Source organism: Luteipulveratus halotolerans, assembly GCF_001247745.1.
GTDB classification, from domain to species: domain Bacteria; phylum Actinomycetota; class Actinomycetes; order Actinomycetales; family Dermatophilaceae; genus Luteipulveratus; species Luteipulveratus halotolerans.
On the sequence record NZ_LAIR01000002.1, the window covers coordinates 2272388 to 2297552 of the forward strand.

General features: G+C 70.6%; 26 protein-coding genes and 2 tRNA genes. 9 read left to right on the top strand and 19 right to left on the bottom strand.

Translation table 11 applies throughout. The features are described from left to right. Positions 1-15 precede the first annotated feature (15 nt). Both VV01_RS11465 and VV01_RS11470 read right to left on the bottom strand, forming a co-directional pair. The gene (locus VV01_RS11465) at positions 16-1017 is read right to left on the bottom strand and encodes an NAD(P)H-dependent glycerol-3-phosphate dehydrogenase (RefSeq protein WP_050669998.1); all 1002 of its coding nucleotides are present in this window, start codon (positions 1015-1017) and stop codon (positions 16-18) included. Continuing rightward, entirely contained in the window at positions 1014-1769 is a 756-nt protein-coding gene (locus tag VV01_RS11470; protein WP_231635218.1) for a lysophospholipid acyltransferase family protein, read from the bottom strand. The genes VV01_RS11465 and VV01_RS11470 overlap by 4 nt, the downstream gene beginning before the upstream one ends. A 108-nt stretch (positions 1770-1877) precedes the next feature. Between VV01_RS11470 and cofC the strand changes: the two genes are divergently transcribed. After that, complete coding sequence (gene cofC / locus VV01_RS11475) at positions 1878-2522, top strand: 2-phospho-L-lactate guanylyltransferase (RefSeq protein WP_157508812.1); 645 nt, start codon at positions 1878-1880, stop codon at positions 2520-2522. Between the two features lies 1 nt (position 2523). Then, positions 2524-2736, top strand: coding sequence for a cold-shock protein (locus tag VV01_RS11480; protein ID WP_050670001.1), 213 nt, complete (start codon positions 2524-2526; stop codon positions 2734-2736). Positions 2737-2812: 76 nt separating this feature from the next. On the opposite strand, the gene VV01_RS11485 is transcribed toward VV01_RS11480, so the two are convergent. The 3 genes from VV01_RS11485 to leuC all read right to left on the bottom strand — a co-directional run bounded on the left by VV01_RS11485 (position 2813) and on the right by leuC (position 5916). Beyond that, positions 2813-3565, bottom strand: coding sequence for an HU family DNA-binding protein (locus tag VV01_RS11485; protein WP_050670002.1), 753 nt, complete (start codon positions 3563-3565; stop codon positions 2813-2815). 343 nt (positions 3566-3908) lie between these two features. Further along, positions 3909-4505 carry a 3-isopropylmalate dehydratase small subunit gene (gene leuD, locus VV01_RS11490; protein ID WP_050670003.1) on the bottom strand — a complete coding sequence of 199 codons (597 nt, stop codon included), beginning with the start codon at positions 4503-4505 and terminating at the stop codon, positions 3909-3911. A gap of 13 nt (positions 4506-4518) precedes the next feature. After that, positions 4519-5916: a 3-isopropylmalate dehydratase large subunit gene (gene leuC / locus VV01_RS11495; RefSeq protein WP_050670004.1), complete on the bottom strand. Its 1398-nt coding sequence runs from the start codon at positions 5914-5916 to the stop codon at positions 4519-4521. A 163-nt stretch (positions 5917-6079) separates the two neighbouring features. Between leuC and VV01_RS11500 the strand changes: the two genes are divergently transcribed. After that, positions 6080-6826 carry an IclR family transcriptional regulator gene (locus VV01_RS11500; protein WP_050670005.1) on the top strand — a complete coding sequence of 249 codons (747 nt, stop codon included), beginning with the start codon at positions 6080-6082 and terminating at the stop codon, positions 6824-6826. 16 nt (positions 6827-6842) lie between these two features. Here the strand turns inward: VV01_RS11500 and VV01_RS11505 are convergent, their stop codons facing one another. Beyond that, positions 6843-7364, bottom strand: coding sequence for a DUF4188 domain-containing protein (locus tag VV01_RS11505; RefSeq protein WP_050670006.1), 522 nt, complete (start codon positions 7362-7364; stop codon positions 6843-6845). Positions 7365-7436: 72 nt separating this feature from the next. On the opposite strand from VV01_RS11505, the gene VV01_RS11510 reads away from it, so the two are divergent. Continuing rightward, a complete protein-coding gene (locus VV01_RS11510) occupies positions 7437-8048 on the top strand; it encodes a MerR family transcriptional regulator (protein ID WP_050670007.1) in 612 nt (203 codons plus the stop codon). A gap of 12 nt (positions 8049-8060) precedes the next feature. Here VV01_RS11510 and VV01_RS11515 read toward each other — a convergent pair whose 3' ends face one another. Further along, positions 8061-8699, bottom strand: a complete 639-nt coding sequence (locus VV01_RS11515) for a hypothetical protein (protein WP_050670008.1) — start codon at positions 8697-8699, stop codon at positions 8061-8063. 56 nt (positions 8700-8755) lie between these two features. Between VV01_RS11515 and VV01_RS11520 the strand changes: the two genes are divergently transcribed. After that, entirely contained in the window at positions 8756-9010 is a 255-nt protein-coding gene (locus VV01_RS11520; RefSeq protein WP_050670009.1) for a hypothetical protein, read from the top strand. Positions 9011-9132: 122 nt separating this feature from the next. On the opposite strand, the gene VV01_RS11525 is transcribed toward VV01_RS11520, so the two are convergent. The 6 genes from VV01_RS11525 to clpS form a co-directional block, all read right to left on the bottom strand. Next, positions 9133-9205, bottom strand: a tRNA-Glu gene (locus VV01_RS11525). A gap of 108 nt (positions 9206-9313) precedes the next feature. Continuing rightward, a tRNA-Gln gene (locus VV01_RS11530) sits at positions 9314-9385 on the bottom strand. A 190-nt stretch (positions 9386-9575) separates the two neighbouring features. After that, on the bottom strand, positions 9576-11096 hold the full coding sequence (gene gltX / locus VV01_RS11535) for a glutamate--tRNA ligase (protein ID WP_071606359.1): 1521 nt from the start codon (positions 11094-11096) through the stop codon (positions 9576-9578). Further along, positions 11093-12310: an MFS transporter gene (locus tag VV01_RS11540; protein ID WP_331456474.1), complete on the bottom strand. Its 1218-nt coding sequence runs from the start codon at positions 12308-12310 to the stop codon at positions 11093-11095. Before VV01_RS11540 ends, gltX begins: the two co-directional genes overlap by 4 nt. Positions 12311-12394: 84 nt before the next feature. Then, positions 12395-13009 carry a DUF2017 domain-containing protein gene (locus VV01_RS11545; protein ID WP_050670011.1) on the bottom strand — a complete coding sequence of 205 codons (615 nt, stop codon included), beginning with the start codon at positions 13007-13009 and terminating at the stop codon, positions 12395-12397. Positions 13010-13015: 6 nt separating this feature from the next. Beyond that, positions 13016-13330: an ATP-dependent Clp protease adapter ClpS gene (clpS, locus tag VV01_RS11550; RefSeq protein WP_050670012.1), complete on the bottom strand. Its 315-nt coding sequence runs from the start codon at positions 13328-13330 to the stop codon at positions 13016-13018. Between the two features lie 23 nt (positions 13331-13353). Here clpS and VV01_RS11555 point away from each other — a divergent pair, with 23 nt between their 5' ends. Then, positions 13354-14682: a nicotinate phosphoribosyltransferase gene (locus VV01_RS11555; RefSeq protein ID WP_071606360.1), complete on the top strand. Its 1329-nt coding sequence runs from the start codon at positions 13354-13356 to the stop codon at positions 14680-14682. Between the two features lie 131 nt (positions 14683-14813). On the opposite strand, the gene VV01_RS11560 is transcribed toward VV01_RS11555, so the two are convergent. The 5 genes from VV01_RS11560 to VV01_RS11580 all read right to left on the bottom strand — a co-directional run bounded on the left by VV01_RS11560 (position 14814) and on the right by VV01_RS11580 (position 20927). Further along, positions 14814-16958, bottom strand: a complete 2145-nt coding sequence (locus VV01_RS11560) for a HelD family protein (protein ID WP_231635219.1) — start codon at positions 16956-16958, stop codon at positions 14814-14816. A gap of 242 nt (positions 16959-17200) precedes the next feature. After that, entirely contained in the window at positions 17201-18037 is an 837-nt protein-coding gene (locus VV01_RS11565; protein WP_050670014.1) for a hypothetical protein, read from the bottom strand. Beyond that, positions 18034-18966: an ABC transporter ATP-binding protein gene (locus VV01_RS11570; protein ID WP_050670015.1), complete on the bottom strand. Its 933-nt coding sequence runs from the start codon at positions 18964-18966 to the stop codon at positions 18034-18036. Before VV01_RS11570 ends, VV01_RS11565 begins: the two co-directional genes overlap by 4 nt. 129 nt (positions 18967-19095) lie before the next feature. Then, positions 19096-19815, bottom strand: a complete 720-nt coding sequence (locus tag VV01_RS11575) for a response regulator transcription factor (RefSeq protein ID WP_050670016.1) — start codon at positions 19813-19815, stop codon at positions 19096-19098. Then, complete coding sequence (locus VV01_RS11580; protein WP_157508813.1) at positions 19800-20927, bottom strand: sensor histidine kinase; 1128 nt, start codon at positions 20925-20927, stop codon at positions 19800-19802. The genes VV01_RS11575 and VV01_RS11580 overlap by 16 nt, the downstream gene beginning before the upstream one ends. A gap of 68 nt (positions 20928-20995) precedes the next feature. On the opposite strand from VV01_RS11580, the gene VV01_RS11585 reads away from it, so the two are divergent. The 3 genes from VV01_RS11585 (at position 20996) to VV01_RS11595 (ending at position 23338) form a co-directional block, all read left to right on the top strand. Next, positions 20996-21604 carry an isochorismatase family protein gene (locus tag VV01_RS11585; protein ID WP_050670018.1) on the top strand — a complete coding sequence of 203 codons (609 nt, stop codon included), beginning with the start codon at positions 20996-20998 and terminating at the stop codon, positions 21602-21604. A 103-nt stretch (positions 21605-21707) separates the two neighbouring features. Then, complete coding sequence (locus tag VV01_RS11590) at positions 21708-22079, top strand: YciI family protein (protein ID WP_050670019.1); 372 nt, start codon at positions 21708-21710, stop codon at positions 22077-22079. Beyond that, positions 22076-23338 (top strand): RNA polymerase sigma factor, encoded by a 1263-nt coding sequence (locus VV01_RS11595; RefSeq protein ID WP_050670020.1) that lies wholly within the window; start codon positions 22076-22078, stop codon positions 23336-23338. Before VV01_RS11590 ends, VV01_RS11595 begins: the two co-directional genes overlap by 4 nt. Here VV01_RS11595 and VV01_RS11600 read toward each other — a convergent pair. Then, on the bottom strand, positions 23328-25154 hold the full coding sequence (locus VV01_RS11600; protein WP_050670021.1) for a bifunctional metallophosphatase/5'-nucleotidase: 1827 nt from the start codon (positions 25152-25154) through the stop codon (positions 23328-23330). The two genes, VV01_RS11595 and VV01_RS11600, sit on opposite strands and share 11 nt — an antisense overlap. Positions 25155-25165 lie beyond the last annotated feature (11 nt).

The following is a 25165-nucleotide window of genomic DNA, read 5'->3' on the forward strand; positions in this document are numbered from 1 at the left end:
CACCGTCGTACGGCGCTAGCTGCGCTCGTGCTTGAGCGCGCGCGTCATCAGCAGGCCGACGAGGTCCTTCGGGTTGCGGCCCTCGTGCACGACGGCCTCGACCGCCTCGACGATCGGCACGTCGGCGCCGACCTGACGCGCCAGCGCCAGGATCGACTCGCACGACTTGACGCCCTCGGCCGTCTGCCGGGTGTCGGCGACGACCTCCTCGACGGTCATGCCCTGGCCGAGCTTGAACCCGAAGGAGTAGTTGCGCGACAGCGGTGAGGCACAGGTGGCGACCATGTCGCCGACGCCGGCGAGGCCGAGGAAGGTCTGCGGGTCGGCCCCGAGTCGTACGCCGAACCGCGCCGTCTCGGCGAGCCCTCGCGTGAGCAGGCTGGCCATGCTGTTGTCGCCCATCCCCATGCCCTTGGCCATCCCGACGGCCAGCGCGATGACGTTCTTGACCGCACCGCCGATCTCGGTGCCGACGACGTCGCCGTTGGTGTAGGGCCGGAAGTACGGCGTGGCGCTCGCCTCGGCGACCTTGGCCCGCGCGAGCTTGCCCGTGGAGGCCACGACCGCCGCCGCGGGCTGCTTGGCCGCGATCTCGGGCGCGAGGTTGGGGCCGGACACCACGACGATGCGCGACGGGTCGACCGACGCCGCGTCGTGGATCACCTCGCTCATGCGCTTGGTGGTGCCGAGCTCGATGCCCTTCATGAGCGAGACCACGACCGACTCGGCGCCCAGCACGTCGCCCCAGCTGCCGAGGTTGTCGCGGAGCGTCTGCGACGGCACTGCGAGGACGCAGATGTCGGCCCCCTCGCCCGCCTCATGCGGGTCGTGAGTGGCCCGAACCGTCTGTGGCAGAACAAGATCCGCGAGATACCCGCGGTTGGTGTGCTCGGAGCTGATCTCCTCTGCGACCTCTGCGCGACGGCACCACATCGTCACGTCACAACCGGCGTCCGCGAGCACGGCGGCGTACGCCGTGCCCCAGCTGCCACTGCCGAACACGGTGACGCGCGTCATGCCTTGCCCTTCTTGCTCTTGCCGCGGGCCGGGACGTCCGTCCGCGGATCGAATCGGTGCTCGGGTGCCTTCTCGCCGCGAATCTCCTCCAGCAGCGCGGTGATCCGCGACATGAGCCGGTCCGTGGCTTCGCGCAGGACGGCCTGGGTGAGGGGTTGACCACGCAGGTCGTCGAGGTCGAGCGGAGCGCCCACGCGCACCGACACCGTACGGGGCGGACGCAGCGAGGGGACGTAGCGGCCGGAGTAGGGCTCGAGGATCTCGTGAGTGCCCCAGATCGCCATCGGCACGAGTGGGCAACCCGTCTCGAGGGCGAGCCGCGCCGCGCCCGACTTGCCGGTCATGGGCCAGAAGTCGCGCTCGCGGGTGATCGTGCCCTCGGGGTAGACGCACACGCACGCGCCGTCTCGCAGGGCGGCCGTGGCCGCCGCGAGGGAGTCGGAGGCCCGGGTCGTACCTCGGAAGACCGGGATCTGGCCCGTGCCCTGCATGATCTGCTTGACACCTGGCGGCTTGAACAGCGAGCTCTTCGCCAAGAAGTGCGGTGCTCGACCATGGTCGACCAGGAAGTGACCGAGGGGGAAGTGGTCGACGTTGGAGATGTGGTTGGACGCGATCACGAAACCACCCTCGGGGAGGTGCTCGCCTCCGCTCCAGTCCTGGACGGTCACGCGCCGCAGCACCGGGTGGGCGCCGGCGATGATGCCGCGGTAGAGGCGAGTGATCTCCTCGCGCATGGGCGGGCGTTGCACGGTTCTCCTCTCGCGACCTGTGGCTCGGGTCATACTGCCCGGCCGCGCATCCGGTGTCGACCCGTGTCGCGCGGGTCGGCCGCCGGAGCGCAGTGAGACGATGGGCGGGTGAGTCACCCTGTCATGTCGGCCTGGCACGTGATCGTGCCGGTCAAGAGTCGATTCCGGGCGAAGTCGCGCCTTCAGCCGCCGCCCGGTGTCGCGCGTCCCGACCTCGCGTTCGCCCTCGCCATGGACACCCTGACCGTCGTCCGCGAGGTGGTCCGCGCCGACCGCGTCATCGTCGTCACCGAGGACGACAAGGTCAGCGCCGAGATGGCCCGCCACGACATCACGACCGTGGCCGACCCGGGACGAGGCCTCAACGGCGCCGTCCAGGCCGGCCTGCGCGAGGCCGACCGTCGCCGCCCCGGCCTGCCTGCAGCCGTCCTGCTCGGCGACCTGCCGGCCCTGCGCGCCGACGAGCTGTACGCCGGCCTGCGCGCCTGCGCGGCCACCGAGAGCGCCCTCGTCCCCGACCACGACGGCTCCGGCACGGTCCTGCTCACCCACCACGACGCCGCGGCACTCGCACCGCGCTTCGGTCGGGGCTCGGCCGCCCGTCACGCGCGCCGGTGCACGGTCCTGGAGCTCGACCTGCCCACCCTCCGGCACGACGTCGACGACATCAGGTCGCTCGAGCTCGCCGTCGAGATGGGTCTGGGGCCGTGGTCGTCCGAGGCTCTTGCCACCGCCGGCACCAAGAGCGCCTGACATGCAGGCGACGGTGCACACGTTCGACCCGGACGAGGGGTCCGGGTCGGTGCTGATGGACAACGGCCGCGTCCTCGACTTCGCCCGAGCAGCCTTTGCCGCCAGCGGACTTCGGCATCTTCGGCTCGGTCAGCGCGTCAGCGTCGAGGTCGGCGCTCAGGGCGTCACCCGCTTGTGGATCACCGGCGTCGGCCCCGGCCAGCGCATCCGCTGACCAGCCGCACCACCCACACACGTCGAAGAGCCGCCACCCTCTGAACGGAGGATGGCGGCTCTTGCGCGACGCGGACTCAGCGCTTCGCGGTGCGCTTCGACGCGGTCTTCTTCGTGGTGGCCTTCTTGGCCGTCGCCTTCGTGGCAGGCGCCTTCTTCGCGGTCGTCTTCTTGGCCGCGGTCTTGACCGGAGTCGCCTTCTTGGCCGTCGTCTTCTTGGCCGCGGTCTTGACCGGAGTCGCTTTCTTCGCGGTCGTCTTCTTGGCCGCAGCCTTGACCGGGGCCGCCTTCTTGGCCGTGGTCTTCTTGGCCGCCGCAGTCTTCGCCGGAGTCGCCTTCTTCGCGGTCGTCTTCTTGGCCGCAGCCTTGACCGGGGCCGCCTTCTTGGCCGTGGTCTTCTTGGCCGCCGCAGTCTTGGCCGGAGTCGCCTTCTTGGCCGTCGTCTTCTTCGCCACAGCCTTCTTGGCCGTCGTCTTCTTCGCGGCGGCCTTCTTGGCCGGAGTGGTGTCGGCGGTCGATGCACGTCCGCCGGCGTTGCCGGTCTTCGGCAGCGAACGCGGGTCGGCGACAACGTTCTTGAACGCCGTGCCGGGCTTGAACTTCGGGATGGACGTACGACGGATGCGGACCGACTCACCGGTGCGCGGGTTACGGCCCGTACGCGCAGCGCGACCGATCTTCTCGAAGGTGCCGAAGCCGGTGATACCGACCTTGTTGCCCTTCGCGACCTCTCGGATGATGACGTCCAGAACGGCCTCAAGAGCGTCGCTGGCAGCCTTCTTGCTGCCCAGCCGACCCTCAAGGCTCGAGATGAGCTCTGCCTTGTTCACGGTGATACCCCTTCAGGGATCGATTCCGGCTGCCGCCGGAGGAGCTTCTTGCGGCCGAGCGGGAGCCCGACTTGGAACGACGGTATGCCGCGAATGGGCGGGCGTCCACCTTATGCGGCGTCGAATGCGTTGTGTCGTAACGGCTTTGGGCCTCCGCCGATGGTGTGCCGTCGCATTCTCGACGGCCGCTCGAGTCTCGCCCGGAGAGCAATTCGACCCGCGTCACCGCAGACTGAAAATGCCCGGATCATGTTGCGCTGCAACATGATCCGGGCATTCGACGCGCTGGCGCCGTTCGGTGCGGCGGGCGTCGACACCAGCCGCGAGCCGACCGTCGTACGACTCAGGCAGGTTCGTGCACCGACGGCTTCCACGCGGGTCGACGCGACTCGAAATCGCTGATGGCGTCGTCGTGTCGGAGCGTCAGGCTGATGTCGTCGAGACCTTCGAGCAGACGCCAGCGGGTGTAGTCGTCGACCTCGAACGGCATCGTGAGCTCGCCTGCGACGACCGTGCGGTCCTCCAGGTCGACGCGCACCTCCAGGCCAGGGTGGTTCTCGAGCAGCTTCCAGAGCAGCTCGACGTCGTCCTGTCGCATCTGCGCTGTGAGCAGACCCGCCTTGCCCGAGTTGCCTCGGAAGATGTCGGCGAAACGCGAGGAGATGACCACGCGGAAGCCGTAGTCCATGAGCGCCCAGACGGCGTGCTCACGCGAGGACCCGGTCCCGAAGTCCGGTCCTGCGACGAGCACCGAGCCACGGGCGTAGTCGGCGTTGTTGAGGACGAACTCCTCGTCACCGCGCCAGGCGGAGAACAGCCCGTCCTCGAAGCCGGTGCGGGTGACCCGCTTGAGGTAGACCGCAGGGATGATCTGGTCGGTGTCGACGTTGCTCCGTCGCAGGGGTACGCCGACGCCGGTGTGAGTCGTGAACTTGTCCATGGCACAGGTCCTTTCAGAGGTCGGCGGGGCTCGACAGGGTGCCGCGCACAGCGGTCGCCGCGGCGACCAGCGGGCTCACCAGGTGCGTACGACCGCCCTTGCCCTGGCGGCCCTCGAAGTTGCGGTTGGACGTCGAGGCGCTGCGCTCACCGGGAGCCAGCTGGTCGGGGTTCATGCCGAGGCACATCGAGCAGCCGGCGAGGCGCCACTCGGCACCCGCCTCGGAGAAGATCTTGTCGAGACCCTCGTCCTCGGCCTGCAGGCGCACGCGTGCGGAGCCCGGGACGACGAGCATGCGCACGTTGTCCGCGACCTGGCGCCCCTTGATGACCTCGGCCGCGGCTCGCAGGTCCTCGATGCGTCCGTTGGTGCACGACCCGAGGAAGACCGTGTCGATCGCGATGTCCCGCAACGGAGTTCCGGCCTTGAGGTCCATGTAGGTGAGCGCGCGCTCGGCCGCCGCCTTGTCGGACTCGTCTCCGAAGGACTCGGGGTCGGGCACGGACGCCGACAGCGGCAGCCCCTGGCCCGGGTTGGTGCCCCACGTGACGAACGGCGACAGGGTCGCGGCGTCGATGTGCACCTCGTGGTCGAAGGTCGCGCCCTCGTCGGTGGCGAGCGCCTTCCACGACTCGACGGCAGCGTCCCAGTCGGCTCCGGTCGGGGCGTGCGGACGCCCCTGCAGGTAGTCGAACGTGGTCTGGTCGGGAGCGATCATGCCTGCGCGCGCGCCGGCCTCGATCGACATGTTGCACACCGTCATGCGCGCGTCCATCGACAGCTGCTCGATCGCACTGCCGCGATATTCCAGGACGTAACCCTGGCCGCCGCCCGTACCGATCTCGGCGATCACCGCGAGGATGATGTCCTTGGCCGTGACGCCGTCGGAGAGTTCGCCGTCGACGTTGACCGCCATGGTGCGGAACGGCTTGAGAGGCAACGTCTGCGTGGCGAGGACGTGCTCGACCTCGCTGGTGCCGATCCCGAGCGCCAGCGCCCCGAACGCGCCGTGCGTGGAGGTGTGGCTGTCACCGCAGACGATGGTCGTGCCGGGCTGGGTGAGACCGAGCTGCGGACCGATGATGTGCACGATGCCCTGCTCGGCATCACCCATCGGGAACAGGCGTACGCCGAAGTGGGCGCAGTTCTTGCGCAGCGTCTCGACCTGGGTCTTGCTGACCGGGTCGGTGATCGGGCCAGGGGTGGTCGGGACGTTGTGGTCCTCGGTCGCGACCGTCTGGTCGGGGCGTCGGACCTGGCGACCGGCGAGACGCAGACCGTCGAACGCCTGCGGGCTGGTCACCTCGTGAAGCAGGTGAAGGTCGATGTAGAGCAGATCAGGCTCGCCCTCGGCACGGCGTACGACGTGCTCGTCCCAGACCTTCTCGGCCAGCGTGCGTGCTGGTGCCATCGCTCCTGCTCCTTCGTACGTCTGCATCTGCGCCCGGCCGGCGGATCGCATCCGACCGGACCGCCCCGCGAAGGGGCTTCCCCGTATGTGATGTGACCCATCTTCTGCCGCCGGTTTTCGGCGTGGACTTGCGTCTCGCTTCATGAGACGGCAGTATCAAGACATGGACAAGTCTAGCGGCGTCGGCGTTCTCGACAAGGCGGCGGTCGTGCTCTCTGCCCTGGAGGCCGGCCCGTCGACCCTTGCCCAACTCGTGTCCTCGACCGGTCTGGCCCGCCCCACGGCCCACCGGCTCGCGGTCGCTCTCGAGCACCACCGGCTGGTGGCTCGCGACACCCAGGGACGCTTCGTCCTGGGACCGCGCCTGGTCGAGCTGGCCTCCGCTGCGGGCGAGGACCGGCTGCTCGCGGCAGCCGGCCCGGTGCTCGGCGCACTGCGCGACCACACCAACGAAAGCGCCCAGCTGTTCCGACGTCAGGGCGACCAGCGCATCTGCGTCGCCGCGGCCGACCGGCCCGTCGGACTGCGCGACTCGATCCCCGTGGGCGCGACGTTGTCGATGCACGCCGGGTCGGCGGCGCAGATCCTGCTCGCCTGGGAGGAGCCCGAGCGGCTCCACAAGGGGCTGCAGGGCGCGAAGTTCACCGCGACGATGCTGTCGGCCGTACGCCGTCGCGGCTGGGCGCAGAGCGTCGGCGAGCGCGAGCAGGGCGTCGCGTCGGTGTCGGCGCCCGTCCGCAGCCCCTCCGGCAAGGTCATCGCCGCCGTGTCGATCTCGGGCCCGATCGAGCGCGTGTCGCGCCAGCCCGGACGCCTCCACGCGGCGACCGTGATCGCGGGCGCCAACAAGCTCACCGAGGTGCTCGCCCGCGCGGCGGCCCAGCAGGCCCAGCGCGGCGAGTCCGCCTGAGTCGCCTCGGAATCCGTCAGCTCGTCCCGGACGCCTCGGCTCGCACCCGCGAGCCGAGGCGTTCGCGTGCGGTGCCCCCGCGCCGGCGTACCGGCACCAGCCCTGTCACTGCGCCCAGCCCGATCGGCCCGGTGCCGTAGTAGACCGACTCGTGGCCGTCGGCGCGGACCGAGTACGTCTCGTGCCACACGCCCACGGAACCCTCGTGCCGGCGCGCTGTGCGGTAGAACTCCAGCCAGGCCGGCCGGTGCGCCCGAGCCTCGGCCCCGGCGTAGGCGTAGATGTCCTCGGCGCTGCGCCAGTACTGCACCAGCGTCGGCCCACGCGACCCGATCAGCGTGCGGGCTCCCAGGAAGCCCAGCCAGTCCTGCTCGCCGCGTTCGGCTGAGCTCTTGCTCTCGTACAGCTCACGCACCATGGCGGGCATCGCGGCGAAGGTCGGCATCCAGTGGTCGGGGCGCCACGGTCGGTTGATCGTCATGCCGATCAGGAAGACCGCCAGGTCGCCCTCGTGCGCGTGGGTCAGCCGGTCAGCCATGCCGAGCCTCCTGGATAGTGATGATATCTATATTGGACACCGCTACTCTCCAGGCGTCAAGGAGGAGATCCGATGCGCATATCCGACCTCGCAGCGCGCACCGACGTGCCGATCGCGACGCTGAAGTTCTACCTGCGCGAGGGCGTCCTGCACCCCGGGGAGGTGCTGAGCCGCACGCAGGCGGCGTACGACGACTCCCACGTCGACCGTGTCCGCCTCATCCGCGCGCTGATGGACGTCGGCGGCCTGAGCATGACCTCGACCCGGGCCGTGCTGACCGCGCTCGACCACCCGCCGGCCGCACGGCACGACCTGCTCGGCGTCGCCCAGGCCGCGCTGGGTGACGACCGCCCTCCGGCCGATCCGGCGCTCGCCGAGGAGGCCTGGGCCTGGGTGCACGAGCGTGGCTGGCACATCCAGCCCGGCGAGTCGCTCGTGAGCCGACTGTCCGACCAGGTCGCCGCTGCGCGCGCCGCCGGCATCGACGTGACCTGGGAGCGGCTCGGCCAGTACGCCGACGCCGTCGAGCAGGTCGCCGACGTCGACGTCGCGTCGGTGCCGGCTGACGACGAGGCCGCGGCGCTGACCTACGTCGTCGTCGGCACCGTGATGGTCGACCCCGTCCTGCAGACCTTGCGTCGGCTCGCCCAGCAGGACCGCAGTGCGCGCATCTGGGCCGACTGACGCGTTCGCACGTCAGGCAGGGGCGGTCGCTGCGGCGAGCACCGTCGTACGCAGGTCGGCGGACGTCCACTCACCCCGCACGCCCGGCAGGCCCTCCAGGTAGGCGAGCACCTCACGCGGCTGGAGGTCGTGCGCGTCGAGCAGTCCTCGGGCGATGACCTCGACGTAGGGCCGAGACGGCGCCGCCAGACCGAGCTGCGGCGCAGCGCCGTCGGGGCAGGTGAAGGTCAGGACGGGCTCGCCGTCGAGCTCGCCCACGACGTGCAGGGTCTCGTAGTCGCCGTCGCCGAGCGCCAGGGTCTGTGCCGCGAGCACCCCGGGCAGGTCGATGATCTCGCCCGGCTCACGATGCATCTCCTGCGCGACCACGTCGGCGAGCTGCTCGTCGGTGATGCGGTACGCGCGCCCCAGCGCCTCGCCCTGCACCGCGACGTCGAGGTAGGCCACTCCCCCGCCCCAGCTCGACGACTCACCGGCGAAGAAGACCTGGCCCGGCAGCCGGACGGGCCGCACGCCGCTTGGCGGAGTGGCGTCGCGGGCTCCGGGGTGGGTGCGCTGCGCGCCGGCGGCTCGACCGCCCTCGAGGTAGCGGGCGAACCGCTGCGCGGACAGGTTGGAGCCGTACGCGGCGTACCAGACAGGCGTCGTCACGAGAGCAGTCTCTCCGAGCGGGCCCGTACGCCGGCGGGGGCGGTCATGATGAGGACATGACTCGTCCGTCGTCGTCCGTGCTGTCCATCCGGTCGGAGGACTCGATCCTGTCGATCGGGTCGAAGGGTTCGATCCTGTCCATCGGGTCGGTCGGCTCGATGCTGTCGATCGGCTCGGTGGGCTCGTTCGCGTCGGCCTTCTCGATCGGGTCGTTCGCGAGCGTGGCGTCGCTGCTGTCGGCGGCCTCGGACCGGTCGGTGATGTCCTGGCGTTCGCGACGAGGAGTACTGACGGCGCCCGGTCGAGACTGAGCTCGCGGTGGTTCACACCGAGGCCGGCACCACGCGATGCGTCACACGGTGAGGTTCGCTCAACTCTCCGGGAACGCGAAGACGGCCTCTGACCCGAAGGTCAGAGGCCGTCTCGAACTACGTAGCCCCGACGGGATTCGAACCCGCGCTACCGCCTTGAGAGGGCGGCGTGCTAGGCCGCTACACAACGGGGCCCTAGCGTGCTGTCCGGCGTGGAGAACCTCACCAGCAGCGGAGGAAACCATACCGTGAGAGGTGATTTTCTCCGAATCGTCAGCAGTGTGGCCACTGCGACAATCAGCGCTGGGGTACCAGGACTCGAACCTAGACTAACTGAACCAGAATCAGTCGTGCTGCCAATTACACCATACCCCAAGGGGGTATCACCGCTCCGGTGATGCGACGCGACCGCCGCACCCCGTTAGGGTGAACCGAGGGATAACCTTACCGGCCCTCCCCCGAGGTCCCAAATCGGCCGGCCGACCAGCCACCAGGAACGCCCCGACCGCGTCGTACCAACCGGTGAATCTCGTTGGTACGACGAGCGATCAGGGCGTTCCTGGGGTCACAGCGAGTCGCGCAGGCGCTCCAGACGAGCGATGACCGAGGCCTTGCCGAGGATCTCCATCGACTCGAACAGCGGCGGCGAGACCTTCTGGCCCGACACGGCCGTCCGCAGCGGGCCGAACGCGAGCTTGGGCTTGATGCCCAGGCCCTCGACGATCGCCTCGCGCAGAGCCGCCTCGATGCGGTCGTGCGTCCACTCGACGCCTGTGCCGTCGGGCTTGCCGATCGTGCCCGAGATGGGCTCCAGCGCCGCGATGGCCGCGTCGAGCACCTCGCCCGCGCTGTCCTTGAGCTGTGCCCGTGCGTCGTCGGCGATCTCCAGGTCGCTGTCCCCGACGTAGAACGGCTTGACCAGCGGCGTCGCCTCGGTGAGAAGGTTCATGCGGGTCTGGATCAGCTCGGTGACCTTCTTGAGGCGGCCCAGCTGCGGCAGGCTCGGCTGCTCGGGTAGCACGCCGTCGGCGTACAGGAAAGGCAGCAGACGGCTCGCGAGGTCGCCGACCTCGAGCTCACGGATGTAGTGACCGTTGAGCCAGTTGAGCTTGTCGAGGTTGAAGATCGCGCCGGCCTTGTTGACCTTGGACCACTCGAACCGCTGCACGAACTCCTCGAACGTGAACACCTCACGCTCGGTGCCATCGGGCTCGATCACCGGCGGATAGCCCTGCAGCGCAAGGAAGTTCAGCAGAGCCTCGGGGAGGTAGCCCTCCTCCTTGAACCAGGTGAGACGCGCCCAGGGGTTCTTGCGCTTGGAGATCTTGGCCTTCTTGGCGTCACGCAGCAGCGGCATGTGCGCGAACTTCGGCTCGGGCAGCCCGAGCCAGGTGTAGAGCAGGCGGTGCTTGGGCGTGCTCGACATCCACTCCTGGCCGCGCACGACGTGCGTGATCGCCATCTCGTGGTCGTCGACGACCACGGCGAGGTGGTAGGTCGGGAAGCCGTCGGCCTTGAGGATGACCTGGTCGTCGGGGCGCGGCGCGCTGGTGCGGCCCATGATCAGGTCGTCCCAGAAGAGATCGACGTCGTCGGGGACGAGCATGCGAACCACCGGCTGGTCGGTGAAGCCGGGCAGCGCGGCGCGCTCCTCCTTGGTCTTGCCGTGGCACAGGCGGTCGTAGCCCGTCGGCTGCTTGAGCGCCTGCTGCTTGTCGCGCATCTCCTTGAGCCGCTCGGAGGAGCACCAGCAGTAGTACGCCTTGCCCTCCTCGAGCAGGGTGTCGACGTACGGCTTGTACGTGTCGAGCCGCTCGGACTGGCGGTAAGGGGCGTACGGGCCGCCCACGTCGGGGCCTTCGTCGTGGCCGAGGCCGAGCCAGGCGAGCGTGTCGTAGACCTGCTGCTCGCTGCCCTCGACGAAGCGCGTCCGGTCGGTGTCCTCGATGCGCAGGATGAACTGGCCACCCTGCTGTCGGACGAAGGCCAGGTCGAACATCGCCATGTAGGCGGTGCCGACGTGGGGGTCGCCAGTGGGTGACGGGGCGACGCGGAGGCGAACGGGGCGGGAGTCTTCGGTGCTCATGATGGCCCCGATCCTAGTGCGGGCTGCTCGCGCTCGGCTCCGCCAGACCGCTCGTGCACCGCGCGTCGCGGCAGCCGTACGCCGGTCATCGCGGCCGCGACGGTGAAAGGTACGGCGAGCACCGCGACCACCGTCGCGATCGACCACCCCAGCGACCCGAGAGCGACCAGACCGAACGTCGTCATCGACGCGACCTCGTTGGCCAGCCCGGCTGCCGACGTGACCGTCGCGCGAGCCCGCCCCGTGATCAGGTGCTGCACGCGGATCTCGCCCGCGACCATCGCCGACGTCGCCAGCAGGTAGCCACCGGACATCGCCGCGAACCCGAGGGGGAACGGCAGCGCCGCACCGGCCGCCGTCAGCACGCCCGCGCTGACGACCACGACGACGTACGCCGGCCGCCCCGCGCGGCTGACCCGGTCGGCGAGGTAGGTGCCGACCGCCTGCGCGGCGATGAACGCCGCGGTGAGCACACCCAGGGAGCCGGTCGATGCGCCACCCTCGCTCAGGACGAGCGGGAGGAACTCGTCGAAACCGATCAGCGGGACGACAGCCGCGTACGCCGCGATCGCCCGCCGCAGGACGAGCGCGCCGGCCGCCTCACGCACGCCCTCCGCGAGCGTGCCGAGGTAACGACGGACCACCGGTCCTGGCTCCGACTCGCGCTCGACCATCCGCGCCTTCGGCAGAGCCAGGGCGAACGCGGTGCTCATGGCCGCGGCACCCACGCTCACCCAGGCGACGAGTCCGTAGCCGCCCCAGGCGAACAACGGCGTCGCTGCGAGTGAGGCTGCCGCCATGGTCAGGACGGCCGCGGTCTCGGACACCGAGCGCAGCCGACCCCAGGCGCCCGTCCGGTCGCAGGCGGCCAGCTCGTCGTACAGCAGGGCCTCGAAGGTGCCCGACATCAGGGCGTCCGACAGGGCCCACAGCACGAACCCGAGAAGGAAGCCGGCGTACGACGGCCACAGCACCCACGTCGTGAAGCAGCCGGTGTAGAGCAGCCCGCTCACCAGCAGCAGCCTGCGACGGTCGATCATGTCGGCCCAGGCACCGGAAGGGACCTCGAAGACGAACCCGGCGACCGACCAGGCGATCAGCAAGGTGGCGACCTGGCCGCCGGACAGGCCGTGGTCACGCATGAGCACGGCGTACAGCGCGAACAGCGGGATGGCCTCGCGGGCAGCCCGGAACGCGGACGCGCGCAGCGTCAGGGAGCGGACGGAGCGGTCAGTGGGTCAAGACTCAGGACGCATGCGACCAGCCTAGGCAGCGAGCCCGGCGGACGTCACCAGCACTCAGCCCATCACGGCGAGCGTGACCGACTCCTGCAGCCAGGTGAGGAAGTCGTAGTACGCCGCGAGGAGCGTGCGCGGGTCGTCGAGGTCCTGCGCCTCCTCGACCAGCGCGTGCAGCCGCTCACTGTCCTCGTCGGTGCGCAGGTCGAGACGCTCGGCCAGCACGAGGCGGACGTCGGTGAGGGCCCGCATCAGCGCCTGCGCCTGACCGAGGTCGAGCTCGACCCGCTCGCCGCCGTGCTCCAGGTCGACGCCGAGCGCGCCCGACGGGTCTCCGCCGAGCGCCGAGATCGCCGTCGCAAGGGTCGCCGTCTTGGTGCGACGCAGGCCGTCCTCCGTCATCCCCCGGAAGTCGGCGGCGAGCTGGTCGTCGTCCCGGCTCGCCGGAGGCAGCAGCCGCTGCAGGGCCGGGTCGCGCGAGGCGACCTCGTCGGGGTCGACGGGGTCGCGGTCGAGCGAGGCGAACAGGTCCTGCACCGGGTCACCGGTGGACGCGTGGTCGTCGCCTCCGAGCAGCTCACGGGTCTGCATCAGCAGGTTGACGACGACCTCACGCTCCTGCGCGTCCATCCGCGCGACGATGCGAGAGCCCTTGCGCTTGAAAGCCGTTGCCATGCTGACCTATTCGTCCTTCTGAAAGGTGGCCCAGAGGCTGTAGCCATGCATTGCCTCGGTGTCGGTCTCCATCTTCTCGCGGGTGCCGCGCGAGACCACGGCGCGACCTTCCTGGTGCACCGCGAGCATGAGCTGCTGGGCCTTGGCCTCGGAGTAGCCGAAGTAGGACTGGAACACCCACGAGACGTAGGACATGAGGTTGACCGGGTCGTTCCAGACGATGGTCACCCACGGCCGGTCGAGGGCCTCCGACAGGTCGGTGCCGGGCCGGATCTCGGTGTCGGCGGCGGGCGTCGACTGCTCGGGTGGGGCTACGGACACGCCTCAACCATAGGGTGAGGCCCGTGAGCCCAGAAACCTCAACGCCGTTCGGCCCGTCGTCGAGCGCTCTGCTGACCGACCACTACGAGCTGACGATGCTCCAGGCCGCCCTGCGGTCCGGCGCCGCCCACCGCGCCAGCGTGTTCGAGCTGTTCGCCCGCCGCCTGCCCGACGGCCGCCGCTACGGCGTGGTCGCGGGCACCGGCCGGTTCCTGGAGGCCCTGGAGGACTTCCGGTTCGGCGACGCCGAGATCGAGGACCTGCGCTCGCGCAAGGTCGTCGACGACGCCACGCTGGAGTGGCTCGCGTCGTACCGGTTCTCCGGCGACATCTGGGGGTACGCCGAGGGTGAGGCCTACTTCCCCGGCTCACCGATTCTCGTGGTCGAGTCCTCCTTCGCCGAGGGCGTGATCCTGGAGACCCTGGCGCTGTCGATGTTCAACCACGACAGCGCCATCGCGAGTGCGGCCTCTCGCATGACGGCCGCCGCCGGAGACCGGCCGTGCATCGAGATGGGCTCGCGGCGTACGCACGAGATGGCTGCCGTCGCCGCGGCGCGCGCGGCGTACATCGCCGGGTTCGCCACCACCTCCAACCTCGAGGCCGGGCGGCGCTTCGGTGTGCCGACCGCAGGCACGTCGGCGCACGCGTTCACGCTGCTGCACGACGACGAGCGTGAGGCGTTCCAGGCTCAGGTCGACTGCCTCGGCCCCGGCACGACGCTGCTCGTCGACACCTACGACGTGCGCGCCGCGGTCGAGATCGCCGTCGAGGTGGCCGGCACCGGGCTCGGCGGTGTGCGCCTGGACTCCGGCGACCTGCTCGTCCAGGCCGGCGAGGTCCGCGAGCAGCTCGACGCACTCGGCGCCACCCAGACCCGCATCGTCGTCACCAGTGACCTCGACGAGTACGCCATCGCCGCCCTGCAGGCCGGGCCGGTCGACTCCTACGGCGTGGGCACCCAGCTGGTGACCGGTTCGGGCGCGCCGACCGCCGGCATGGTCTACAAGCTCGTGGCGCGCGCCGACGACTCCGGCCAGATGGTCGGCGTCGCCAAGGCGAGCAAGGACAAGACCTCCATCGGCGGTCGCAAGTACGCCGTACGCCGCCTCGACGCCTCCGGGCGCGCCGAGGCCGAGGTGATCGGCATCGGCGAGCGCCCTGAGTCGGACGCCAACGACCGCGAGCTGCTCACACCGCTCGTGCGCGGCGGCGAGGTCATCGGTGCGACCACGCTCGAGCAGGCGCGCGAGCGCCACCTCGCCTCACGGACCGAGCTGCCCCGCAGGGCGGTCCAGCTCTCGCGCGGTGAGCCCGCGATCCCGACGGCCTACGTCGACGACCAGCCCTGAGCCCGAAACTCGCTGGTTGAGCCGGGCGAGCCCCAAGGGCGAGCCCGTGTCGAAACCCCCTGCCGCACAGGGAGACTCAGCATCCACGGCACCTCGGTCTCGACACGGACTCCGCTAGCGCTCCGTCCGGCTCAACCAGCGGGTGTGCCGAGGTCGAGGCCGGCCGGTCCGTCGGCGAGGGCGACGACGGTGAGCTCCTGGGTGCACCGCGTCAGGGCGACGTAGAGCCCGTTCCAGCCACGCCGCTGCTCGACGATCGCGTGCGGATCGACGACGACAACCGCGTCGAACTCCAGGCCCTTGGACTCCTCGGGCGTGATCACGACGACGTCCGGTCGCACCAGAGCCGTGTGAGATCGCAGCTGCTCGGCGCGGCCGGCGACGGCGATCACCGCGACCCGACCACCGGCGTACCGGTCGGCGAGAGTCGTTGCAGCAGAGGCGATCTCGTCGACGATGCGTCGGTCGTCGGTGATGACGTGACCGGGCGGGCGACCGCTGGAGCGCACTGCTCGCGGCGGCAGGACCGTGCTGCCGGCGGCTTCGAGCACACCCGCCGTGCAGGCCATGACCTCGTGCGGTGTGCGGTAGCAGACGGTGAGCTCGGTGCGCCTCCACCGCGTGCCGAACGACGGCTCGAGCGCCGACTCCCACGAGCGTGCCGAGCCGGGCGAGTCGGCCTGGTTGATGTCGCCGACGACCGTGAACGACCGCGTCGGGCAACGGCGCAGCAGCATCCGCCACTGCATCGCGGTGAGCTCCTGGGCCTCGTCGACGATGACGTGGCCGTACGCCCAGGTGCGGTCGGCGCCCGCCCGCGCCGCCAGGCTCTGGCCGTCGACCGGGACACGCGTCGTCTCGGTCGGTGCGCCGACCAGCTCGGCCAGCTCGTCCAGGAGAGCGACGTCAGCCGTGCTCCAATCGGCGCCACGCTCGCGCACGACGAGCGCTCGCTCGTCGGCCGTCAGCTCCGGCGCGAGGCGAGCCAGCTCGTCGACGTCGCGCAGCAGGTCGGTCAGGACGGTCTGCGGGTCCAGTGCCGGCCAGACGTCGTCGAGCGCCGCAGAGACGGTCGCCGACTCGCGCAGACCGGAGCGGATCACGGCGACGTCCTCGGCGGTCGCGACCCCGTCGACCTCGACGCCGCGTGAGCTCGACTGCGTGCCGAGGTTCTGCGCCTGGGCACGCATGCTCGCGTCGATGCGCGCGAGGATGTCCTCGAACCCCTCCTCCATCGAGGCGATGAGCTCCTGGGCGTGCCGGGCGACGGCCTCGGCGAGCGCGTCGAGAGTGCGCGTCCGGAACCTGCCCCGCGCCTCGTGGTGCGACACCCGTCCGGCGCGCGCCTGGGCCAGGATCTCGGCGACCTCCTCGGTGTCGAGCGTGATGGGCTCGCCCTCGTGGACGACCGTGACCGGGCGCGCGACCGGCTGCCGCTCGTCGATCACCCGCTGCAGGACGTCCGCCCACAGGCCGCGGCCCTTGATCTCGGCGACGGCGTCGGAGTCGTGGCGTGCGGCCGTCGTACCGGGCAGGAGTCGGTCGACGGTCGTCGCCACCACCTGCGTCTCTCCGAGCGAGGGCAGCACCTGCTCGATGTAGTCCAGGAACGCCCGCGACGGGCCGACCACGAGCACGCCCCGCTCGACGAGGTGCTGGTGGGTGAAGAGCAGGTACGCCGCCCGGTGCAGCGCGACCGCCGTCTTGCCCGTGCCCGGCCCGCCCTGCACCACGAGGCAGCCCTGGTGCGGCGCCCGGATGATGTCGTCCTGCTCGGCCTGGAGCGTGGAGACGATGTCGTTCATCGAGCCCGTACGCCGCGCGTCGAGCGCCTCCATCAGCGCGGCCTCGCCGACGAGATCCGTTGCGGCGTCGGCGTTCTCGGCGTCGAGCAGCTCGTCGTCCACGCCGATCACGCGCCGCTCGTCGGTGCGGATGTGCCGTCGCCGGCGCAGCCCGTCTGGCCGCGCCGCCGTCGCGGTGTAGAACGCCCGGGCCGCCGGAGCACGCCAGTCGATCAGCAGCGGGTCGGCGTCGTCGTGACGGCTGGGGAGACCGATGCGGCCGACGTACCAGGACGCTCCGTCGGCACGGTCCATGCGGCCGAAGCACAGGCCGCGGTCGGCCTTGTCGAGCTCGTGCTGTCGCCGCGCGAGGGCGGAGACCCTGGCCTCGGCGTACGTGCCGTCGCCGTCTCCCTCGGCCGCGGCCCGACGCTCGGCCCCGACCTGCTCGATCAGCTCGTCCCTGCGTGCGAACAGGTCGTCCAGTTGCACCTGCTCTCGTTCGATCTCACGTGTGATGCCGTCCGGTCGCCCTGCTGCGCTCATGCCACCCCTGGGTCCATGTCGTACAACGTACGGAAAACGCTTCCGCCGACCTCGAACGCCGTCCGCCGCCCGGTTGTTCCCGCTCCCCCACACCGATTTTGACGCGCCGACAGTGCAAGCCTTGTCGTTCTGAGAGCGATCAGAACGACAAGGCTTGCACTGTCGGCCAGTTGGGGATGGGCGGGCGGTCAGCTCGAGACGTCGCGGCGACCCACCAGGAAGGCGATCACGCCCAGCAGGACCGCGCCGTACGCCGCGAGCGTGCCGTACAGCTCGACGTCGCTGAGCTTGATGGTCAGCGAGTCGGGCGCCACGACGTAGCGCAGCAGCAGCCCCGGGAACCAGCGCTGCCCGAACTCGAACGAGTCGCCCAGCAGGTTCTCGATGGGACCGGCCCACAGGACGGCCGCCGCGAGGCCCACCGGCACCGAACGGGTGGCCATGCCGATGGCAGTGCCGAGCAGCGCCCAGCCGATGCCGAAGCCGAGCACCCGCAGGAAGTCCTCGCCGGCGATCCGCCACGACTCGCCCGACATCCAGGCCGAGGTGTCGACGCCCTGACCGGACGCGACCAGCGTGGCGGTCAGCCAGCCGACCCCGAACAGCACGGCCACGATGACCGCCAGCCCGGCGACGCGAGCGGCGAACGTGCCGACCGCGAGCGAGAACCGGCCCGGGTGGTGCAGCAGCGCGGCGCGCCAGGTGCCCTTGGCGAACGCGTTGGCCGCCATGCCGACGAACAGCGCGAGCAGCAGCACCGATGAGAACGACGCCGCCCGAGCGGGTGCGGCGGTCCCGCCTCCGGCCTGCGAGAGCGACTGGATGCTGAACGGCCCGCGGTCCTGGGCCGTGGCGATCAGCGCGAAGGTGACGCCGGCGGCATACAGGACGGTGGTGACCAGGGCCGGCAGCCACACCCGGCGCTGCCCGAACCGGCTCCACTCGGCGAGGAAGGCTCCCCCGCGCAGGTGTCCGGCACGAGGTGTGACCTCAGCCGTGGTCGAGGTGATCTGGGTGGTGCTCATGACTGGCTCCCTGTTCCGACGAGCTCCAGGACACGGTCCTCGAGCGTCTGACGCTGGTGGTGCAGCTCGGTCACGGTGATGCCGGCTGCGTGAGCGGTCTCGTTGATGCGGGCCGCGAGGCGGGTCGGGTCGACCTCGCCGATCTCGACGACGGATGCCCCTCCCGCGCTGGTCGCGGTGTAGCCCTCCGCCACGAGCAGGGCGTGCAGGCGCTCGCTCGAACCGTTCGCCGAGACGCGCAGCACCTCGGGCCGACCGGTCGGCAGCTCCTCCATCGGTCCCTCGTATCGCAGGCCACCCTTGTCGATGACGACCAGGTGATCGCACACGTGCTCGAGCTCGGCCAGCAGGTGCGAGGAGACGAGCACCGTGCGCCCGCCCTCGGCGATCCGGCGGACGAGGTTGCGGATGTCGCGCATGCCCTGCGGGTCGACGCCGTTGGTCGGCTCGTCGAGGATGACCAGCTCGGGATCACCGAGCAGCGCGGCGGCGATGCCGAGCCGCTGCTTCATCCCGAGCGAGTACGCGCCGTACAGGTCCTCCCCGCGCTCGCCGAGCCCGACGAGGTCGAGCAGCTCGTCGACCTGGGCCGCGTCGTGACGGCCGAGACGGCACAGGTTGCGCAGGTTGGCGCGGCCACTCATCGAGGAGTGGAACGCCGGCCCCTCGATCAGCGCACCGACCTGGCCCAGGTAGGCCTTGGGGTGGTGCAGGTCGTGGCCGAGGACCTCGCCGTGGCCGGCGCTCGGCCGCACCAGCCCGAGGAGCATGGACATGATCGTGGTCTTACCGGCGCCGTTCGGGCCGATCAGACCGGTGACGGACCCGCGTGGGATCCGCAGTGAGATGTCGTCGACGACGGTACGACGGCCGTAACGCTTGGTCAGGCCCGTCACCGCCACCGCATCGGTGTGTCGTGAGTTGCTCATGCCACGACTGTCGCGCCGGCCGGTGGTCGCGCACGTCGGCCTGGTGTCGACCTTGGCCGTACGTCAGGTGTTGAGCCCGGGACTGCGCCGGGCCGCGGACGGACGGGCGGCGTACGACGCGTGGCCGGGTCAGGCGGGTGGAGTCGCCAGGCCGTGCTGGTAGGCGAGCACGACCAGCTGGGCCCGGTCGCGGGCGTACATCTTGGTCATCGCCCTGCTCACGTGCGTGCGCACGGTCGCCTGGCTGACGAACCACTGCTCGGCGATCTCCTCGTTGGACAGCCCCTGAGCGACGAGCGCGACGACCTCACGCTCGCGGTCGGTGAGGTGCTTGGCGATCTCGGACGGCGGCGCAGCGCCGGCACCCGAAACCGTGGGGCCAGAGGCGAACTGGTGGATCAGGCGCTTCGTGACACCGGGCGACAGGAGCGCTTCTCCTCCGGCCACCACGCGCACGGCACGCACCAGCTCGTCGGGGTCGGTGTGCTTGACCAGGAACCCGCTCGCCCCGAGTCGCAACGCCTCGAAGACGTACTCGTCGAGGTCGAAGGTCGTCAGCACCAGCACCCGCACCGACTCCAGGGCGGGGTCGGTCGTGATCTGCCGGGTGGCTTCCAGACCGTCGAGCCCCGGCATCCGGATGTCCATGAGGATCACGTCCGGGAGCAGCGACCGCGCGGCCTCCACCGCTTGGGCACCGTCGGTGGCCTCACCGACGACCTCGATGTCGTCCTCGATCGCGATGAGGGTCGCGAATCCCCTTCGTACCAAAGCCTGGTCGTCGGCCACGACCACGCGGATCGGGCCGCTGCGCTCCGGCGCGCCGGCTTCGGTCACGGGCTGGTCCATCGTCCGACGACCTCGAATCCTTGGGGTTGCGCAGGTCCGTGATGCAGTGTGCCACCGGACGCGACGACCCGCTCGCGCATGCCGAGCAGCCCGTGGCCGGAGCCCTGCACCTTCTCGTCGGCGCGCTGCGGGTCGCCGCCGTCGTCGCGGACGCTCACGACCAGGCCCTCGCGCTGGTCGATGCCGACGCGCACGCGCGAGCCGGGCGCGTAGCGGGTCGCATTGGTCAGCGCCTCCTGCACCAGCCGGTACGCCGCGGTGCCGGCCTCGGGACCGACCGGCGTACGTGCACCGAGCCGATCGACCTCGACCCGCAGGCCTCCCCCACGCGCCTGCTCGACGAGGGCGTCGATGTCGCCGAGCCCGCGGTCAGGGGTCGTGGGGGTGTCGTCCGTGGCGCGCAGAGACTTCACGATCTCGGTGAGGTCGAGCAGGGAACTGCGGCTGGTCTCACGGATCGCTGCGGCCGCTGTGACCGCGGCGTCCGGGTCACGTCGTGCCATCCGCTCGGCGATCGACGCCTGCACGTTGATGGCCGTCAGGGCGTGGGCGACGCTGTCGTGCAGGTCGCGCGCGAGGCCGAGCTGCTGCTCGACGAGCGTCTGCTGCTGCTGGCGGCGCTGCGTCTCGCGGTGAGCGGCGGCGCGCTCGCGGCGTACGCGCAACAGCTCGGCCACGAGCACGGCTGCACCCGTCCAGCCGAGGAACCCGATGAAGGCGGAGTAGTCGTCCCAGTCGCCCGCGAGTACGGTCGCGCCCGACATCAGCAGCAGGTAGGCGGCCGCGACGGCGTACAGCTCGCGCCGGGGCCGCACCAAGCCGAACGTCAGCACGGCGAGCGGCCCGGGCAGGTACGCCGGCCCGCCCGGGTAGCCCAGGTAGGCGTAGGTCGCGACGGCGAGACAGCTGACGGCGACCATCAGGTAGGGCTGCACCCAGCGCAGCAGCAGCGCCCACGCGGCGGTCAGGCCGAGCGTGATCGCGACACTGTCGATCTCACGTCCGCCCTCACCTGCGGGGATGTGGTCGGCCGAGCCGAGCACCCCGACCGTGATGAAGAGGGTCGCCAGCACGGCCGCCGGCACCGACTCCCACCACGATCGTTCTCTCATGCCGGTCACTGTAGGGAGAGCGGCCGACCCGCTGAGTCATACAGGTGTTGAGATCTAGGCTCGACACCATGAGCACCGATGCCGTGTCCACGCCCGCCCGAGCGCTCGTCCTGGTCGACGTCCAGAACGACTTCTGCGAAGGCGGCTCCCTCGCCGTCTCCGGGGGCGCAGCCGTCGCCGGCGCCATCGCGACGTACGTCGAGACCGAGGGCGACTCCTACGAGCACGTCGTCGCCACCGCCGACTGGCACGAGGACCCGGGCGAGCACTGGTCGAGCAACCCCGACTTCGTCGACACCTGGCCGGTGCACTGCCAGATCGGGACGCCGGGGTCGGACTTCCACCCCGACGTGCAGCCGGCGTTCGAGCAGGTCGATGAGGTGTTCCGCAAGGGCCGGTTCGCGGCGGCGTACAGCGGGTTCGAGGGTACGAGCGAGAGCGGTCAGTCGCTCGCGGACTGGCTGCGCGGTCACGGCGTCGAGCGCGTCGACGTCGTCGGGATCGCGACCGACCACTGCGTCCGGGCGACCGCACTCGACGCGGCCCGTGAGGGCTTCGGCACCCGCGTGCTGCTCGACCTGACCGCCGGCGTCGCGCCCGAGACCACGGACAAGGCTCTGGAGCAGATGCGCGCCGCCGACGTCGAGCTGGTGGGCGAGCCGGTCGTCGGAGGCTGATCCGAGAAAGTTCCTGCCGCGCAGGTGTCGATCGCGGCGTCCGCGGTTCGTGTAGGCGGTGAAGGGCAGGCACCCGGCCGGCTCTCGCACAGGAGGTCTCACCATGTCGCAGTACCTGATCGCCATGCACCAGCCCGTCGGCCCCGTGCCGCCGCCCGAGGTCCTCGGCCCGGTCATGGAGCAGCTGGGCAGGCTCAACCAGGAGATGGAGCAGCAGGGCGCCTGGGTGTTCGCCGCCGGGCTGCACGACCCGTCGGCGTCCACCGTCATCCGCTCAGCGCATCCGGGTGGCCCGCAGACGATCACCGACGGCCCCTATGTCGAGGGCAAGGAGCACTTCGGCGGGTTCACGGTCATCGACGTCGACGACCTGGACGCCGCCCTCGACTGGGCGCGGCGCATGCAGCAGATCATCGGGCTGCCGGTCGAGGTCCGGCCGGTCAAGGCCGCGGACGACGACACGGCGCCGCGGTGAGCGACGACGCCTCCCGCCTCGGTGACCGCGACCCGGTCGCCGAGGTGGAGGCGGCGTTCCGCGCGGAGTACGGCCGGGCGGTGTCCGTGCTCGTCGGAGCTCTCGGCGACATCGACCTCGCCGAGGAGGCCGTGCAGGAGGCGTTCGCCGAGGCCGTACGCCGGTGGCCCCAGGACGGCGCACCGCCCAGCCCCGCCGGCTGGATCATCACCACCGCTCGTCGCAAGGCGATCGACCGGCACCGCCGCGAGTCGACCCGGCACGAGCGCCACGTGCAGGCGTCCGTCCTGCACGCCGCTGACGAACCCGCGGAGGTGGGTGCCGTGCGCGACGAACGTCTGCGCCTGCTGTTCACCTGCTGTCACCCGGCGCTGCGCCAGGACGCGCAGGTCGCGCTCACCCTGAGGCTGCTCGGCGGCCCCACGACACCCGAGATCGCGAGGGCGTTCGTCGTCCCCGAGGCCACCCTCGCGCAGCGGGTCGTGAGGGCCAAGAACAAGATTCGCACCGCTCGCATCCCCTATCGCCTCCCGCGGGACGCCGATCTGCCGGAGCGCCTCGACGGTGTACTCGCCGTGATCTACCTGATCTTCAACGAGGGCTACGCCGCGACGTCCGGTGCCGACCTGACCCGCGCCGACCTGTCAGCGGAGGCGATCCGTCTCGGGCGGGTGCTCGTCGAGCTGATGCCCGACGAGCCCGAGCCCCGCGGCCTCCTCGCACTGATGCTGCTCGCCGAGTCGCGCCGCCGCGCACGGGCCGACGCGGACGGCGTACTCGTGCCCCTGCCCGACCAGGACCGCAGCCAGTGGGACACCTCGCTGATCGCCGAGGGTCACGACCTCGTACGCCAGTGCCTGCGCCGCGGTCGGCCCGGACCGTTCCAGCTGCAGGCGGCGATCCAGGCCGTGCACTCCGATGCCTCTCACGCGGACGACACCGCGTGGTGGCAGGTGGTCGCGCTCTACGACCAGCTGGCGGCGATCGACCCGAGCCCTGTCGTGGCACTGCACCGTGCCGTCGCGGTGGCCGAGCTCGAGGGTCCTGCTCGTGCGCTCGAGCTGGTCGACGCCCTCGATGCGGACGGTCGGCTCGCGTCGTACCACCTGCTGCCGAGCATCCGGGCCGAGCTGCTGCACCGACTCGGCCGTGATGCCGAGTCTGTGCACCAGCTCGAGCGCGCCCTCGACCTCACCGACAACGCCGCCGAACGCCGGCTGCTCCAGTCACGTCTGGAGCACCGACGCGTCAGTCGGTGATCTGGATCGGGGTGGAGCCGGAGACCAGGCGCCAGTCCTGCGTCGCGAACGTCGCCGGGTCGATGACCTTCTCCGCCGTGACCCAGTCGATCAGCAGCTGCCGGATCTCGACCTGCCGGTTGTAGACGACCTCGGCCGACGTGACGCCGGGGAACCCGCCGCCGCCGGACTGGCGGTAGTTGTTGATGGCGATCACGAACGGATCGGCGTCACCCACGGGCGAGCCGTCGTACGCGAGGTTGGTGATCCGGCTGCCGGGCGCGACCGCGACGTCGATGTCGTAGGTCAGCGCCGCGTCGAGGCCGCCCATGACGTCGTAGTTGTAGTCGGGCGTGCCGTTCGGCGCCGTCGGCGTGACCGCGTTGGTCAGCTGGTCGGGCGTGAACGGGCCGGTGCCGGAGACCTGCTTGAAGTACTCGACCGACTTCTCGAGGTAGGCCTTGACCTGGGCGCCCGTGAACCGGATGGCCATCAACGTGTTGTCGTAGATGTAGAGGCCGGCGACGTCACGCACGGTCACCTCACCCGCGGGGATCGCGGCGGCCTTGTTGAACGGTGCGGCGATCGACAGCACAGGGATGTCTGCGTCGGCCGTCCCCGCCAGCGCGGTCTTCACCGCATCGGCCTGCACGTGGTTGACGAAGTCGATCGCGGGCGTGTCCTCGTACCTCGATGTCGCCGCCGACATCGCGACCGTGCTCGTGCCGATGACACCGTTGACGTAGGCGAGGACTTTCTGGTGAGCCGGGCGGATGAGCGCGGCGACCGCGGGGTCCTCCGGCGCCGTGCTGGCGTTGAGCAGCGTCGCCGACGAGCTCGCCACCTGCCACTGGCCGCGCACCTGCGTGAGGTGCAGGTCCATGACGGTGACCCGCATGCCCCAGTAGTACGGCTCGCTCAGCAGCACCTGTCGGCCGGTCTGCTCGTTGACGACGAACCGCTGCGGGATCTCCTTGTGAGCGTGGCCGACGAGGATCGCGTCGATACCCGGAACCTGTTGCGCCAGAAGGGTGCTCGCGTTCTCGGGGTACGGGAGTGCGTCGCCGTACGACGAGGACGTGTCAGCGCCGGAGTGGCAGGACACGATGACGACGTCGGCGCCTGCGGCCTTCATACGGGGTACCTGAACCTTGGCCTGCTCGACGATGCCGTCGAACGTGAGCCTGCCCTCGACGTTGGCCTTGTCCCAGATCGCGACGCCGGGCGTGACGAGCCCGAGGATGCCGACCGTGACAGGCTTGTGGCCCTCGACCTTGACGCGCTTGAGGATGTACGGCGTGAACGCCGGCTCGCCCGTGGTGGCGTCGAGGGCGTTGGCACCGAGCAGCGGGTGGTCCAGCTGACGCTCGAACTCACGCAGCAGCGGCAGGCCGTAGTTGAACTCGTGGTTGCCGAGAGCCGCTGCGGTGTAACCGATCTCGTTCATCGCAGCCGCCATCGGGTGCGTCGAGCCCTGGGTGATCGGGTCGATCTTGGCGTAGTAGTACGCCGGCGGTGTGCCCTGGATGGTGTCGCCCGCGTCGAGGGTCAGGCAGCTGTCGGCGCCACGCTCGTCACGCATGGCCTTGATCAGGCTGGCGGCCTTGGCCGCACCGATGTCGTTGTGCGCCGCGTCGTCGTACTCGACGTTCTTGAAGTAGTCCCAGTTGAGGACGTTGCCGTGCAGGTCGGTGGTGCCGAGCACCGTGAGCGTGAGGTCGTTGCCGCGGCCGGCGGCCTTGGCGGGTGCGCCCTGCGCGAAGGCCAGGCCGGCGCCGCCGACGACGGCCATGGAGAGCAGGTTGCGACGGGACACGGTGCTGCTGGGGTACGACATCGTTCTCCTCG